The 14,744-nt window shown below is 69.2% G+C and carries 14 protein-coding genes; 6 read left to right on the forward strand and 8 right to left on the reverse strand.

What is annotated here, in order from left to right:
• The first annotated feature begins 16 nt into the window (after nucleotides 1-16).
• Nucleotides 17-907, forward strand: coding sequence for an acyl-CoA thioesterase (locus GGQ96_RS14060; RefSeq protein WP_184115889.1), 891 nt, complete (start codon nucleotides 17-19; stop codon nucleotides 905-907).
• A 64-nt stretch (nucleotides 908-971) separates the two neighbouring features.
• Here GGQ96_RS14060 and GGQ96_RS21190 read toward each other — a convergent pair whose 3' ends face one another.
• Genes GGQ96_RS21190 through GGQ96_RS14090 form a run of 6 tightly spaced genes read right to left on the reverse strand, consistent with a single transcriptional unit; the run spans nucleotide 972 to nucleotide 7,051 of the window.
• Nucleotides 972-2,024, reverse strand: coding sequence for a methyl-accepting chemotaxis protein (locus GGQ96_RS21190; protein WP_221239985.1), 1,053 nt, complete (start codon nucleotides 2,022-2,024; stop codon nucleotides 972-974).
• A 57-nt stretch (nucleotides 2,025-2,081) separates the two neighbouring features.
• Nucleotides 2,082-2,876 (reverse strand): SDR family NAD(P)-dependent oxidoreductase, encoded by a 795-nt coding sequence (locus tag GGQ96_RS14070; protein WP_184115891.1) that lies wholly within the window; start codon nucleotides 2,874-2,876, stop codon nucleotides 2,082-2,084.
• Nucleotides 2,877-2,889: 13 nt separating this feature from the next.
• On the reverse strand, nucleotides 2,890-3,657 hold the full coding sequence (locus GGQ96_RS14075) for an SDR family oxidoreductase (protein WP_184115893.1): 768 nt from the start codon (nucleotides 3,655-3,657) through the stop codon (nucleotides 2,890-2,892).
• Complete coding sequence (locus GGQ96_RS14080; protein WP_184115894.1) at nucleotides 3,654-4,685, reverse strand: phosphotransferase family protein; 1,032 nt, start codon at nucleotides 4,683-4,685, stop codon at nucleotides 3,654-3,656. The genes GGQ96_RS14075 and GGQ96_RS14080 overlap by 4 nt, the downstream gene beginning before the upstream one ends.
• Nucleotides 4,682-5,764 (reverse strand): Zn-dependent alcohol dehydrogenase, encoded by a 1,083-nt coding sequence (locus GGQ96_RS14085; RefSeq protein ID WP_184115896.1) that lies wholly within the window; start codon nucleotides 5,762-5,764, stop codon nucleotides 4,682-4,684. The genes GGQ96_RS14080 and GGQ96_RS14085 overlap by 4 nt, the downstream gene beginning before the upstream one ends.
• A 24-nt stretch (nucleotides 5,765-5,788) precedes the next feature.
• Nucleotides 5,789-7,051 carry an acyl-CoA dehydrogenase family protein gene (locus tag GGQ96_RS14090; RefSeq protein ID WP_184115898.1) on the reverse strand — a complete coding sequence of 421 codons (1,263 nt, stop codon included), beginning with the start codon at nucleotides 7,049-7,051 and terminating at the stop codon, nucleotides 5,789-5,791.
• Nucleotides 7,052-7,174: 123 nt separating this feature from the next.
• Here GGQ96_RS14090 and GGQ96_RS14095 point away from each other — a divergent pair, with 123 nt between their 5' ends.
• From GGQ96_RS14095 to GGQ96_RS14115, 5 genes are all read left to right on the forward strand, one after another.
• Nucleotides 7,175-8,431 (forward strand): TetR/AcrR family transcriptional regulator, encoded by a 1,257-nt coding sequence (locus GGQ96_RS14095; RefSeq protein ID WP_184115900.1) that lies wholly within the window; start codon nucleotides 7,175-7,177, stop codon nucleotides 8,429-8,431.
• Between the two features lie 128 nt (nucleotides 8,432-8,559).
• The gene (locus GGQ96_RS14100) at nucleotides 8,560-9,249 is read left to right on the forward strand and encodes a glutathione binding-like protein (protein ID WP_184115902.1); all 690 of its coding nucleotides are present in this window, start codon (nucleotides 8,560-8,562) and stop codon (nucleotides 9,247-9,249) included.
• 133 nt (nucleotides 9,250-9,382) lie between these two features.
• Nucleotides 9,383-9,856: an EF-hand domain-containing protein gene (locus GGQ96_RS14105; RefSeq protein ID WP_184115904.1), complete on the forward strand. Its 474-nt coding sequence runs from the start codon at nucleotides 9,383-9,385 to the stop codon at nucleotides 9,854-9,856.
• A gap of 46 nt (nucleotides 9,857-9,902) precedes the next feature.
• Nucleotides 9,903-10,622 (forward strand): response regulator, encoded by a 720-nt coding sequence (locus GGQ96_RS14110; protein WP_184116269.1) that lies wholly within the window; start codon nucleotides 9,903-9,905, stop codon nucleotides 10,620-10,622.
• Nucleotides 10,623-10,654: 32 nt separating this feature from the next.
• Nucleotides 10,655-11,956: a sensor histidine kinase gene (locus GGQ96_RS14115; RefSeq protein ID WP_184116271.1), complete on the forward strand. Its 1,302-nt coding sequence runs from the start codon at nucleotides 10,655-10,657 to the stop codon at nucleotides 11,954-11,956.
• Here the strand turns inward: GGQ96_RS14115 and GGQ96_RS14120 are convergent.
• Both GGQ96_RS14120 and GGQ96_RS14125 read right to left on the reverse strand, forming a co-directional pair.
• On the reverse strand, nucleotides 11,940-13,448 hold the full coding sequence (locus GGQ96_RS14120; protein ID WP_184115906.1) for an MFS transporter: 1,509 nt from the start codon (nucleotides 13,446-13,448) through the stop codon (nucleotides 11,940-11,942). The two genes, GGQ96_RS14115 and GGQ96_RS14120, sit on opposite strands and share 17 nt — an antisense overlap.
• 49 nt (nucleotides 13,449-13,497) lie before the next feature.
• On the reverse strand, nucleotides 13,498-14,523 hold the full coding sequence (locus GGQ96_RS14125) for a LacI family DNA-binding transcriptional regulator (RefSeq protein WP_184116273.1): 1,026 nt from the start codon (nucleotides 14,521-14,523) through the stop codon (nucleotides 13,498-13,500).
• Nucleotides 14,524-14,744 lie beyond the last annotated feature (221 nt).

The raw sequence follows: 14,744 nt of genomic DNA on the forward strand, positions 1-14,744 counted from the left end.
TCCGCAGAGACGCGCCATGGATTCCGATACGCCCCATGACGCGATGCCCGAACAGCTCGCCCAGACGCTGGTCGCCCTGCTCGATATCGAGCGGATCGACACCGACCTGTTCCGGGGCGCGCGCCAGCCCGGCGGCGAGGGCCGCGTCTTCGGCGGACAGGTGATCGCCCAAGCGTTGCAGGCGGCGCAGCGCTCGACCGACGCACCCAAGGTCGCGCACTCGCTCCATGCCTATTTCATGCGGCCGGGCGACGAGGCGCATCCGATCATCTACCGCGTGGTGCGCGATTTCGAGGGGCGCAGCTTCGCCACCCGCCGGGTGATCGCGATGCAGCAGGGCCAGCCGATCCTCAACATGGCCTGCTCCTTCCAGACGCCGGAGGACGGACTGGCGCATCAGGATGCGATGCCCGACGTGCCGGCGCCCGAAACGCTGGTCAGCGAACGCGACCTGCGCCACGCGATGGCGGCGCAGGTGCCGGAGCGGCATCGCGCCTGGCTGCTCCGGCCCCGCCCGATCGACATCCGCCCGGTCGGCCCGCGCAGCTGGATCAAGCCGGGCCACGACGCGCCGGTCCAGCATCTGTGGTTCCGCATCTGCGCGCCGATCGCCGACGATCCGGCGCTGCACCGCGCGGTGCTGGCCTATGCGTCGGACATGGCGCTGCTCGGCACGGCGATGCTGCCGCACGGCGTCGGCTTCATGACGCCCGGGATGCAGACCGCCAGCCTCGACCACGCGCTCTGGCTGCACGAACCGTTCCGTGCCGACGAATGGCTGCTCTACACGATGGACAGCCCCTGGGCCGGCCATGCGCGCGGCTTCAACCGGGGGCGGGTGTTCACGCGAGCCGGGCGGCTGGTCGCCAGCTCCGCGCAGGAGGGGCTGATCCGGCGTCGCGAGTGACCGCGTCATGCATCCCCGCGCGACGCTTCCTCAGCCGCCACGCGACCCACAGGACCAGCAGCACCTACCGTCCCGCCATCATCTTGCGCGCCATATTGGTCGCCGCGCGCGTCCCGTCCGCCAGCTTCTTCACCTCCGCGGCGACCACGCCGAAGCCGCGGCCGGCGTCGCCCGCCCGCGCCGCCTCGATCGTGGCGTTGAGCGCCAGCATGTTGGTCTGCGAGGCGATGCCGGCGATCGTCTCGACGATCTCGCCCAGCCGCAGGACAAGCTGGTCCGCCTCCGCCCGCCGCGCCGCCGCCTCCTCGCTGAAGGCGCGGGTTTCGGCCAGGCGCAGCCGCACCTCCTCCTGCAGATGCACTTCGTCGGTCACGTCGCTGGCGAACTTCACCACCTTCCACGGCCGCTTCTGGTCGTCGAGGATCGGCGTATAGGTCGCCTGGAGCCAGACCGGCGTGCCATCGCGCGCGACACGGCGGAAGCGGCCGGCGCTGTGCAGCCCGTTGCGCAGCTTCGCCCACAGATCGGCATAGCCGTCCGACGCGACGAAGTCCGCATCGCAGAAGCGGTGATGCGGCAGGCCGATCGCCTCGCTGCGCGCATAGCCCATGCGTTCGAGGAACAGGTCGTTGGCATCGCGAACCCGTCCGTCCAGGTCGAACTCGACCACCAGATGCGTCAGCTCGATCGCCGCCATGCGCCGGTCGGCTTCCTCGGCGGCGAGCGTGGCAGCGGTGATGTCCGAGCCGACCAGCAGCACCCCCTCCGCCGTGCCGTCCTCGCCCAGGATCGGCTGGAAGGAGGCGCGCACCCAGACGTTGCGGCCATCGCCGCCGACGCCGCGATGCACGCCGCTCAGCGCCCGGCCGGCCAGCACCGACTGCCACATGCGCAGGAAGCCTGGGCTGCCGACCTCCAGGTCGGGCGACAAATGTCCGCAATGCCGGCCGACCAGCTGCTCCGGCGTGACGTGCAGCAATGCACATGCCTGTTGATTGACGGAGACGATGGTGCCGTCGGTGGCGAAACGGATCACAACCTGGGCGACGTCGACCGCCCGCCACAAGGCAGCGAGATCGGCATGGGTCGAGGAGTGGCGGAACAGGCTGGCGGACATGAGAAACGTTTGAGCTTCGTCCGCTAAGATTCGGTGAACGTTTAGCTAATCATATCCTCACGCGGCAGTGGTTCCATAAGCCTGCCGGGTCACCGGATGGCTGGACGACAGGCCGCCATCGACCGCCAACGCCTGTCCGTTGACATAGCTGGCATCGTCCGACGCCAGGAACAGCACCGCCGCCGCCAGTTCCGCCGGCTGGGCGGCACGCTGCAACGGGTTGAGCCGGCCGATCCGGTCGAGCTTGTCGACGGCGCGGGCGTGGTCGAACACCGGCTGTGTCATGCCGGTCTCGGTCAGGCCGGGCAACACCGCGTTGACCCGCACCTTCGATCCGGTGAGCTGCTGCGCGGCGACCTGCGCCAGGTTGATCACGCCGGCCTTGGACGCCGAATAGGCCGGCGACCCCGCGCCCGAACGTAGCCCTGCGACGCTGGCGGTCAGCACGATCGCGCCGCCGCCGCGCGCGGCGATGCGCGGCGCGGCATGGCGGATCGCCAGGAACGGGCCGATCAGGTTGACGCGCAGCACCTCCGCGAACAGCCCGGGATCGGTGTCGAAAATATTGGCCATGCCACCCGAGATGCCGGCATTGGCGAACACCACGTCGATCCCGCCATGCGCTTCCTCCGCCAGCGCGACCATGCGCGCGACATCGGGTTCGTGGCCGGCATCGACGCGGATCGCCCGCGCGGCCGGGCCGATCGCCGCCGCTGTTTCCTCCTCCGCGCCGCTGATATCGGCGACGATCACGCGCGCGCCTTCGCCTGCGAAGGCGATGGCGGCGGCGCGGCCGATGCCCGACCCCGCGCCGGTCACGATCACCGACTTGTCCCGGAACCGCTGCTCCATCATCCCGCTCCTTTCAGATCGTCACGCCGCCATCGATCACCATCGCCTGCCCCGTCATGAAGGCCGACGCGCGGCTGGCGAGATAGACGACCGCGCCGGCGATCTCCTCCGGCTCGCCGATGCGGCGCAGCGGCACCATCTGGTTCGCACGGCGGATCTGCTCCGGATCTTCCCAGAGCGCGCGGGCGAAATCGGTCTTGATCAGGCCCGGCGCGATACAGTTCACCCGCACCCCGTCCGGCCCATATTCGACCGCATAGTTGCGCGCGAGCTGGAAGTCGGCGGCCTTGGACACGTTGTACGCGCCGATCGTCGGCGAGCCGCGCAGGCCGCCGATCGAGGAGACGATGATGATCGAGCCCTGCTTGCGCTCGCGCATCTCGGGCGCGACGAGCTGGATCAGCCAGTGGTTGGACAGGACATTGTTGTCCAAGATCTTGCGGAACTGGTCGTCGGCGATGCCGGCGAGCGGCCCGTAATAGGGATTGGAGGCGGCGTTGCAGACCAATATGTCGATCCGTCCGAACGCATCGCGCGTCCGCGCGACCAAGGCTTCGAGCTGCGCCTTGTCGGAGATGGAGGCGGCGATGGCGATCGCGCGGCCTTCGCCGAACTGCCCGTTGATCTCCGCCGCCACCGTGTCGCAGGCCTCCTGCTTTCGGCTGGAGATGACGACGCGGGCGCCGTGCCGGGCCAGTTCGATCGCCGAGGCGCGGCCGATGCCGCGCGACGATCCGGTGACGATCGCCACCTTGTCCGTGAGGTCGAAGAGGTCGGTCATGCTCCTGCCCTTTCCGCAAAGGCCCAGGCGGCGTCCGCCAGGCCGTGGACGCGCGCCGCCGTCTCCGCCGCGCGTGCGCTCGACGCGTTGCCGTCGATGATCCGCTTCTTGATGCCCTGGACGATGCCGGTCAGTCGGAAGAGGTTATAGGCGAAATACCAGTCGAGCTGCGGCACCCCGTCACGGCCCGTCGCCGTGCAATAGCGGGTCACCACCTCCTCGATCGTCGGAATTCCCGTCTCGGGCCCGGTCAGGCCCCGGACGCCCGACCGCCCCTCCGGCTCCGTCACCCAGTTCATCAGGAAATAGGAGAAATCGGCCAGCGGATCGCCCAGCGTCGACAGCTCCCAGTCGAGCACCGCCACCACCCGCGCCTCGCCGCCAGCGAAGATCATGTTGTCGATCCGGTAGTCGCCATGCACGATCGACGTGCGCGTCTGCTCGGGCAGGGTCCGGGGCAGCCAGTCGATCAGGCGATCGACCGCCGGCATCACCTCCGTCTCCGACGCGCGATATTGCTTCGTCCAGCGCGCGACCTGCCGCTCGAAATAATTGCCCGGCCTGCCATAGTCGGACAGGCCGGCCGCGGCGTAATCGACCTGGTGGAGGCGAGCGAGCGTGTCGATCATCGCGTCATAATGGGCGCGGCGCTCAACCGGCGACGCGCCCGGCATCGCGCCGTCCCAGATCGTCCGGCCCTCCACCATCTCCATGACGTAGAAGGGCGCGCCGATCACTCCGGCGTCCTCGCACAGACCATAGGGTCGCGGCACGGGGAAGCCGGTGGGATGCAAGCCGGCGATCACGCGATACTCGCGCTCCACCGCATGGGCGGAAGGCAGGATCGGCCCGAACGGCTTGCGCCGGAGCACATAGGCGCGATCCGGCGTATCCAGGCGATAGGTCGGGTTGGACTGCCCTCCCGCGAACTTGTCGTACCGGATCGGCCCGGCAAAGCCCGGCACCGCGCCGGCCATCCAATCGCCGAGCCGGTCGAGATCAAGCCGATCCTTCTCCGCCACGGTCATCCGAAGGTCACCACGCTACGCGTCGTCTCGCCCCGGCGGAGTTCGTCGAACGCCTCGTTGATCCGGTCGAGCGGCAGCCGGTCCGCGATGATCGTGTCGAGGTCGAGCAGCCCGCGCAGGTAGAAATCGACCAGGCGGGGGATATCGACCGGAAAACGATTCGACCCCATCAGCCCGCCCTGCAAGCGCTTGCCCGCCAGCAGGTCCATCGCCGACAGGCCAACCTTCTCGCCCAGCGGCATCATGCCCAGGATCGTCGCGGTGCCGCCGCGCCGCAACACCTTGACCGCGGTGGCGGCGGATTGCGGCCGGCCGACCGCCTCGATCGCATGATGCACTCCGCCCCGGGTCAGCGCGACCACTTCATCGGCCACCGTCTCCGCCGCGCTGTCGAAACTGTGCGTCGCGCCCAGCTTCTCCGCCATCGCGCGCTTCTCGGGGACGGGATCGAGCGCGATGATGCGGCCCGCCCCCGCGATCTTCGCGGCATTGACCGCCGCCAGCCCGATGCCCCCGCAGCCGACGACGCACACCGTCTCGCCGGGCGTCACGTCGGTGGTGTTGAACACCGCGCCCGCCCCGGTCGTCACCGCGCACCCCAGCAGGGCCGCGCGGTCCAGCGGCATGTCCCGGTCGATCGCGACGCAGGCATGTTCATGAACCAGCATCAGCTCGGCATAGGCGGACAGGTTGAGCATCTGCGCGACCGGCACGTCACCCAGCATCAGGCGCGGCGGCGCCCCCTTGGGCCGGCGGACAGCGGCGTCGATGCACAGCGACATGCGGCCGGTGACGCAATATTCACACTGCCCGCAATAAGCGGACAGGCAGGTGACGACATGGTCACCCACCTTCACGCAGCGCACCTCCTCGCCCACCGCCTCGACCACGCCGGCCGCCTCGTGACCAGGGATGGTCGGCATGGCGTGCGGATAAGCGCCGTCGACGAAATGCAGGTCCGACCGGCACACCCCGACCGCGACGGTGCGGATCAGCACCTCGTGCGCGGCGGGCTTGGCGATGGTCACCTCCTCGATGCTCAGCGGTTGCTTGGCTTCGAACAGAACGGCGGCCTTCATGGGGTTCTCCTTGGGAATACGGGATCAGCGCGCGGGCAGCTCGGCTTTCCAGTCGCCATATTTGCCGAACTCGGCGCGGGCGATGGCGCGGTTGTGGACCTCGTCGGGCCCGTCGGCGAAGCGCAACGTGCGCAAGCTCGCCCAGTCATGCGCCAGGGCGAAATCCGCGCTGACGCCGCCGCCGCCATGCGCCTGGATCGCGTCGTCCAGCACCTGGAGCGCCATGGTCGGCGCGGCGACCTTGATCATCGCGATCTCCAGCTGCGCCGCCTTGTTGCCCGCCTTGTCCATCATGTCGGCGGCCTTCAGGCAGAGCAGGCGCGTCATCTCGATATCGATCCGCGCCCTGGCGATCCGCTGTTCCCAGACGCTGTGGTCGGCGATCCGCTTGCCGAAGGCGACTCGCGACAGCAGCCGCTTGGCCATGGCCTCGATCCCCGCCTCGGCCACGCCGATGGTGCGCATACAGTGGTGGATACGCCCCGGCCCGAGCCGCCCCTGGGCGATCTCGAACCCGCGTCCCTCACCCAGCAGCATGTTCTCCACGGGCACGCGGACATTGGTCAGCGTCACCTCGCCATGGCCATGCGGCGCATGATCATAGCCATAGACCGACAGCATCCGCTCGATCGTCACGCCGGGCGTGTCCATGTCGAGGATCATCATCGACTGCTGGCGGTGCCGCTCCGCGCCGAAATCGGTCTTGCCCATCAGGATCGCGACCTTGCAGCGCGGATCGCCGACGCCCGACGACCACCATTTGCGACCGTTGACGACATAATGGTCGCCGTCGCGCACCATCGCGGTCTGGATGTTGGTCGCATCCGACGAGGCGACCTGCGGCTCGGTCATCAGGAAGGCGGAGCGGATTTCGCCGTTCATCAGCGGCCGCAGCCAGCGTTCCTTCTGCTCGACGGTGCCATAGCGTTCGAACACCTCCATGTTGCCGGTGTCGGGCGCGGAGCAGTTGAAACATTCCGACGCCCAGCCGATCCGCCCCATCTCCTCGGCGCACAGGGCATACTCCAGATTGGAAAGTTGCTCGCCCTCGAACCGGAAGCTGTCGTCGACATGGGCGCGGCCGGCGCGCGGCGGCATGAAGAAGTTCCACAGCCCTTGCGCCTTGGCGATCGCCTTCACCTCCTCAATCACCGGCAGCACCTTCCATCGTTCGCCGGTGTGGCTCTGCGCGAGGTACTCGGGGTGTCGGGGCAGGATCTCGGCCGCGATGAAGGCGCGGACGCGGTCGCGGAAGTGCGCCTGGCGATCGGTCAGCGTGAAGTCCATGGCACCTCTCCATCCCGTGATTCGACGGGAGAGGTATACCGTACCGTATCTTCGGTAAAGCCGTCATCGCCTGATTGAACAAAGCGACTGGTTCTTCGAATTCAAGCTGCTACACAGATCGCGATGGAGCAGGACACCCCCCCGACCCCGGCCGCCGAGGAGAGCGGCACCCGCCGTTTCCGCGCCAAGCGCGACGCGATCCTGGCGGCGGCGGCGGAGGCGATCAACGAGCAGTCGGCCAAGGGCATGACCTTCGCCGACGTGGCGCGCCGCGTCGGGCTGAACACGACCAGCGTCACCTATTACTTCAAACGCAAGGAGGATCTGGCCGCCGCCGCGTTCGAGAACACGCTCGACCGGCTGGGCGAGATGCTGGCGGAGGCGATGCGTGAACCGACGCCGCAAGCGCGCGTCGCCCGCTACCTGCGGCTCAACATGGCGCGGCTGGCGCGGATCGCGGCAGGCGAGGAGAAGGCCTTCGCCGTCCTGTCCGACCTGCGCGCCACCGAGGACCCGATCCGCACCCGGCTGATGACCGGATGGCAGCGCGTGTTCCGCGACACCCGCGCACTTTGGGGCCCGCCCGCCAGCCGCGCGCACAAGGACCTCGCCGGCGCCCGCGCGCATGTGCTGCTGGAGAACACCTTCTGGCTGCCGATCTGGCTCCAGCGCTACGATCTCGACCAATATGACCGGGTCGAGGCGCGGCTGATGGACGTGTTCGCGCACGGCATCGCTGCGCCGGGCGCGCCGTGGAGCCCGGTGATGCTCGACCTGGCGCATGACGAGGCCGAACCGGGCCGCGCCGCCTTCCTGCTCGCCGCCACCCGGCTGATCAACGAGCTCGGCTATCGCGGCGCGTCGGTGCAGCGGATCGCATCCGAGCTGAACGTGACCAAGGGCAGTTTCTACCACCATCTCGACGCCAAGGACGAGCTGGTGCTGGCCTGCTATCGCCGCAGCTTCGACACCATCGCGCAAGGACAGGCGCGCGCCGATGCGCTGGGCGGCAGCCACTGGCAGCGGCTGTCGAGCAGCATCGCCACGCTGCTCGACGTGCAGTTCGCCGAGGCCGCGCCCTTGCTGCGCACCACGGCGCTCAGCGGCCTGCCGGCGGGCGAGCGCGAGGCGATGGTGGATCGCTCCAACCGGATCGCGCGCCGCTATGCCGGCATGATGATGGACGGCGTAGCGGAAGGATCGTGCCGCCCGGTCGACGCGCTGGTCGCGGCGCAGGCGCTCACCTCGCTCCAGAACGCGGCGTTCGACATGCGCAAATGGGCCACCACCATGCCCCGCGCCACCGCCATCGCCATGTATGCCTCGACCTTGCTCTACGGCATGTTCGACGACCGGATGGCCGTCACGCCACCGGGCTGACGGCGGTTCGACCCGGCGCCACCATGGTCCTGCCTCCACACGATCGCGACAGCGCGTCGTCCCGGCGGCGTTGCGGTGGCGGCCCACGCTCCTACATCGCGGGCGGACGCTGACAAGGACCCCTTCCGATGATCGACCTCTATTACTGGCCCACCCCGAACGGCCACAAGATCACGCTGTTCCTGGAGGAGGCCGGACTCGATTACCGCATCGTACCGGTCGATATCGGCAAGGGCGACCAGTTCGCGCCCGATTTCCTGAAGATCGCGCCCAACAACCGCATGCCGGCGATCGTCGACCATGAACCGGCCGATGGCGGTGCGCCGATCAGCCTGTTCGAATCGGGTGCGATCCTGCTCTACCTGGCCGAGAAGACCGGGCGGTTCCTGCCCGCCGACACGCGCGGCCGGGCCGAGGTGGTGCAGTGGTTGATGTGGCAGATGGGCGGGCTGGGTCCGATGCTGGGCCAGAACCATCATTTCAACATCTATGCGCCGGAGAAGATTCCCTATGCGCAGGATCGCTACCGGCGCGAGACGGCGCGGCTTTACGGCGTGCTGAACAGCCGGCTGGCCGACCGGGACTATGTGGCGGGCGATTATTCGATCGCCGACATGGCCTGCTATCCCTGGATCGTGCCGCATGAGGCGCAGGGTCAGGCGCTGACGGATTTCCCGCATCTGCACCGCTGGTTCGACCGGATCGCCGCGCGTCCGGCGACGGCCGCCGCCTATGCGCGGGCCGAGGGACTGAAGACGCGCAACCTCGCCACCGACGAGGAAGCGCGCAAGATGCTGTTCGGGCAGAACGCGCGATAGGCTGCACCGGCCGGGCGGCGATTGTTACGCTTTGCGACAGTTTCGCCGCCCGCCGACATAGCTGCGCGACAGGGGCGCGCGATAGGAATCGGACCTTGGACGGGGATCGCCCCCACCGACCGGAGATGCGCCGATGGAACCCTTCGCCCTGATCCTCGCCGCCGTGCTGGCCCAGACCAGCGCGGATGCTCCGCCCCCGCCCCCGCCGCCATCCGCGCCGCCGCTCCAGCAGATGATGCGCGCCGATGCCGATGGCGACGGCATCGTCACCCGCCAGGAAGCGTTGACCGCCGCCGATCTCGACTTTGCGAAGATGGACGCCGATCATGACGGGCAGGTCATCCCTGCCGAGCGCCGCGCCTATGTCGCGCAGGCCCGCGATCCACAGGGGCTTGGCCGGCGCGGCCCGCCCCGCCGCCAGGAGGAAAGTCAGCCGATGACGCCGGAGCAGTTCCGCGCCCGCGCCGCCGCCCGGTTCGACCGGATGGACAGCGATCATGACGGCCGGCTCGACAATGCCGAGATTGCGAAGCTGCGCGTCGCGCGGCGCGCGTGGAAGCGCGACCTGCCGCCGACCGAGGCGCGCACCCCGCCGGCCGATCGCTGACGCTGGCCCCTTCCCCGCGCCGCCTGCCATGCTAGAAGCCGAGCCGATGGGAGACGTGCCGCACCTGCTGCTGGTCGATGACGAGCGATCGATCCGCGAGCCGCTGGCGCAATATCTGGTCCGCCAGGGCTTTCGCGTCACCCAGGTCGGCGACGCCGCTTCCGCGCGGACGCGGCTGGCCGCCTATGCGATCGACCTGGCGATCGTCGACATCATGATGCCCGGCGAGGACGGGCTGTCGCTCTGCCGACACATCGCCGCGACCAGCGACGTGCCCGTGATCCTGCTCACCGCCAAGGCGGAGGAGACCGATCGCATCGTCGGGCTGGAGATGGGCGCGGACGATTATGTCGTGAAGCCCTTCTCACCGCGCGAACTGGCGACGCGGGCCAAGGTGGTGCTCCGGCGCCTGCGCGGCGGTGGCGCGCGTCATCATGCACCGGATGGCGGGTCCTACGCCTTTGCCGGCTGGGTGCTGCGCGCGGGCGAGCGGGCGCTGGTCGACCGCGACGGCGTGTCGGTCGCCCTGTCGAGCGGCGAGTTCAACCTGCTCCAGGCGCTGGTCGCCCGGCCCCGCCAGGTGCTGACCCGCGATCAGCTGCTCGACCTGACGCAAGGGCGCGAGGCCGCCGCCTTCGACCGGGCGATCGACAACCAGATCAGCCGGCTGCGCAAGAAGATCGAGGCCGATCCCAAGGCGCCCGAGATCATCAAGACCGTGTGGGGCGGCGGCTATACGCTGGCGGCGGAGGTCACGCGGCTTTGACGCGGATCTGGCCGCGCCGCTTCGCCGGACAGATGGCGTTGCTGATCGCTCTGGCGCTGTTCGTCGCCCAGGCGATCAATTTCGGGCTGGTGCTGCGCGACCGGGCGCAGTTCCGCCTCGAGCAGGCGACCCGGCCGGTCGCGGTGCGGATCGCCGACGCGCTCGACCGCGAGGTGCAGGGCAAGCGTGCGCTCGCCCCGGATCGCGGCCGGGTGCGCCGCCTGCCCGTCGACCCGATCGCCGCCACCCCGGCGGAACGCCATCCCGAGGTCGCGACCGAACTGCGCCGCCAGCTCGCCGAACTGGGCATCCGGGTCGGCCGGATCGATACGGGCCTGCGAACCGGCGACCTGGATGCGCCGCCCGGCCCCAGGCCCGAACGGTTCCGTGATCCGCCGAGCTTTGAGACCTTGCTGATCGCGATCGAGCAGCCCGGGCGCGGCTGGCTGACCATCGTCGCGCCGTGGCCCCGGCCGGAGAAGCGCATCTTCTGGGCGCTCGTGGGGCAGACGCTCATCCTCTACATCGTCGTGCTGCTGCCGGTGCTCTGGGCGGTGCGGCGGATGCTGCGGCCGTTGCGTGACCTGACCCGCGCCGCCGAGCAATTCCGGCCGGGCGCACAGCCGGTGCCGCTGTCGGCGGAGGGGCCGGAGGATGTCGCGGCGCTGATCACCGCTTTCCACCGGCTCAGCCTGCGCGTGTCGGGGATGCTCGACGAAAAGGACCGGATGCTCGGCGCGATCGGCCACGACCTGCGCACCCCGCTGGCGGCCCTGCGCGTCCGCATCGAGTCGGTCGAGGACGAGACGGACCGCCAGCGCATGGCGGAGACGATCGCCGAGATGAACCGGACGCTGGACGACATCCTGTCGCTGGCGCGGCTGGGCCGGCCCTCCGAACCGCGGATCGAGGTCGATCTGGGCGCGCTGGTCGATGCGGTGGTGGAGGATTTCCGCGACCTGGGCGCACCGGTCGATTATGTCGAGGGGAACCGGGTCACGCTGAGGCTCCGGCCTTCGCTGATGCGGCGGGCGGTGCGGAACCTGATCGAGAACGCGGTGAAGTACGGCGTGTCGGCAACGGTGCGGATTGCGCCCGCGGGCGGGCAGGTCGCCATCCTGGTCGAGGATAGGGGCCCCGGCATCCCGGCGGATCGGCTGGAGGATGTGTTCGACCCCTTCACCCGGCTGGAGCATTCCCGCAACCGCGACACCGGCGGCATCGGCCTTGGCCTGGCGCTGGCGCGCGCGATCGCGAACGAGGCGGGCGGCGAGGTGACGCTGGCGAACCGGCCGGACGGCGGGCTGGTCGCGACCATCATCCTGCCACGCTGACTCCCTCGCCCCCGTCGCCTTCCCGCACGCGCAGCATCGACAGCGCCGCAAGCAGCATCACCGCGGCGGCGAAGGCCATGGTCCAGATCGGCTCGGTCGGGAAAAAGTGGCGGACGATCGTACCCATCACGGTCGCCACCAGGAGCTGCGGCACGACGATGAAGATGTTGAACAGGCCCATATAGATGCCCAGCTTCCGCTGCGGCAGGCTGGAGGCCAGGATCGCATAGGGCATGGCCAGGATCGACGCCCAGGCGATGCCGATCGCCACCTCCGCCAGCAGCAGCGCATAGGGATCGCGCAAGCCGAAGAAGGACAGGAAGCCGATCGCCCCGATCACCAGCGCGCCGGCATGGGTCCGCCCCTTGCCGAATCGTCGCGCCATCGGCTGGAGGAGGAAAGCGGCGGTCAGCGCTGCGACCAGATTGTACATGGCGAACAGGATGCCGACCCAGTTGCCGCCGGCGTTATAGGCCGCGCTCGCCGGATCGGCCGAGCCGAAGGCATATTGGGCCACGACGGGGGTCGTGTAGATCCACATGATGAACAAGGCCGACCAGGTGAAGAACTGGGTCAGCGCCAACCGCTTCATGATCGGCGGCATCCCGGCGAAGTCGCCGACGATATGGGTCAGGACATTGTCGCTCGCCCCCCGTGCATGGAGCCACCCCGCCGCCAGCCGCGCCACGCCATAGAGGGCGACCAGGGCGCCGAGCAGCGCCAGCTCCTTCTCCAGCCGCAGCAGCAGCACGAGCAGCGCGATGCCCCCGCCCGCCCCGATCCAGGCCAGCCCGCCCAGCGTCGAGGCGGGCGGCGCCGGCGGCGGGTCGTGCGGCGCGGCCGCCAGGCCGTCGAACGCCGCGAGTTCGGCCGGACTGTATTCGCGCGTCGTCAGCACCGTCCAGGCGACCGCCGCGAACAGCACCGCGCCGCCGAGATAGAAGGAATAGCGCACCGTGTCCGGCACCCCGCCGCCGCCGGCCACATTGGCGATGCCCAGCCGGTCGAGGAGGAAGGGGGTCGCCGACCCGATCACCGCGCCCGCGCCGATGAACGCGGTCTGGAGTGCATAGCCGGCGGTATGCTGGTCGCGGCGCAGCATGTCGCCGACGAAGGCGCGGAACGGCTCCATCGCGATATTGAGCGAGGCGTCGAGCATCCACAGCAGCATGGCCGCCGCGAACAGGCCCGGCGCATTGGGCATGCCGAACAGCGCCAGCGTCGCCAGCACCGCGCCGCCGAAGAAATAAGGCCGCCGCCGCCCGAACCGGCCCCAGGTCCGGTCGGAGAAATAGCCGATCACCGGCTGCACCAGGAGGCCGGTCAGCGGCGCCGCGATCCACAAGATGGCGAGGTCGTCGACCCGCTCGCCCAGCGACTGGAAGATGCGGCTCATATTGGCATTCTGGAGCGCGAAGCCAATCTGGATGCCGAAGAAGCCGAAGGAGATGTTCCACAGTCCGGCGAAATTCTGACGGGGCTTGTCCCGCATCCCTTATCCTCTCTCGCCCGCATGTCGTTGATTTCGGGCCTGTCGCGGGTCAGACCGAGGAGCGACGTACCACCAAACGGGTGGGCAGGACCACGCTTTGCGTCGGCTCGCCGCGAATCCGCGCCAGCAGCGTGTCGATCAGGCGACGCCCCGCCGCGCCGGCATCCTGCACCACGGTGGTCAGCGGCGGGTTGGCGAGGCTGGCGGCCGGAATGTCGTCGAAGCCGACGATGGCGACGTCCTCGGGCACGCGCAGGCCGACATTGACCAAGACGCGCATCGCCGCCAGCGCGATCAGGTCGCTGGCGGCGACGATGGCGTCGAACGGATCACCCCGGTCGAGCAGATCCTCCGCCGCGCGCGTCCCCGCCTCCTCGGTCGAGATCGCCGGCACCTGCAGGCGCGGTTCGATCGCGAGGCCCGCTGCCTCCAGCGCCGCGACATAGCCACGGTAACGGTCGTGGAACTCCGGATAATGATCGGTCGCATCGCCCAGGAACGCGATGCGTCGCCGCCCTTGCGCGACCAGATGCTCCGCCGCCGACCGGCCGCCCGCGACATTGTCGCAGCCGATCGTCAGGCCCGGCTGGCCGGCCTGGACATGGCCCCAGCGGACGAAATGGGTGCCGCGATCGACCATGTCGACCAGCCGCTGGCGATAATCGGCATAGTCACCATAGCCGAGCAGGATCAGCCCATCGGCGCGGTGGCTCTTCTCGTAATCGGTCTGCCAGTCGGATGACGGCTGCTGGAAGGAGACGAGCAGGTCGTAGCCGGCCTCGGCGCAGGCGCTCATCATCGAGCCCAGCATCGCCAGGAAGAAGGGGTTGATCAGCGTGTCGTCCGGACTGGGATCGCGGAACAGCAGCAGGGCCAGCGTGCGGGTCTGCCCGGAGCGCAAGCCGGAGGCGGCACGGTCGACCGTATAGTTGAGCTGCTTGGCGATCGCCTCGATCCGCTGGCGCGTCGCCGGGCTGACCGTCGGGCTGCCGCGCAGCGCGCGCGACACGGTCGGCTGCGACACGCCGGCGAGATGGGCGATATCAAACGAAGTCGCCTTGCGCTGCCCCGCCACGTGCCACCACTCTCCCGCCGCCCACGCCACCATGGCGGATGCCTGGAAACGACAAACTCCAATCCTCCGCCAGCGTCAACGGCGGTGGTGCGGGCGCGGCGATTGTCACCGGAAAGCCACAATCGGTTTGTTCACGATTTGAATACGTATGTCGATCGATTGGCGTGGCGCGCAATTGATTTCATTACGCAAACAGAAATCCGGCCCACGGCGCGGCAGAC

Origin of the sequence: Sphingomonas abaci (genome assembly GCF_014199625.1) — a bacterium.
GTDB classification, from domain to species: domain Bacteria; phylum Pseudomonadota; class Alphaproteobacteria; order Sphingomonadales; family Sphingomonadaceae; genus Sphingomonas; species Sphingomonas abaci.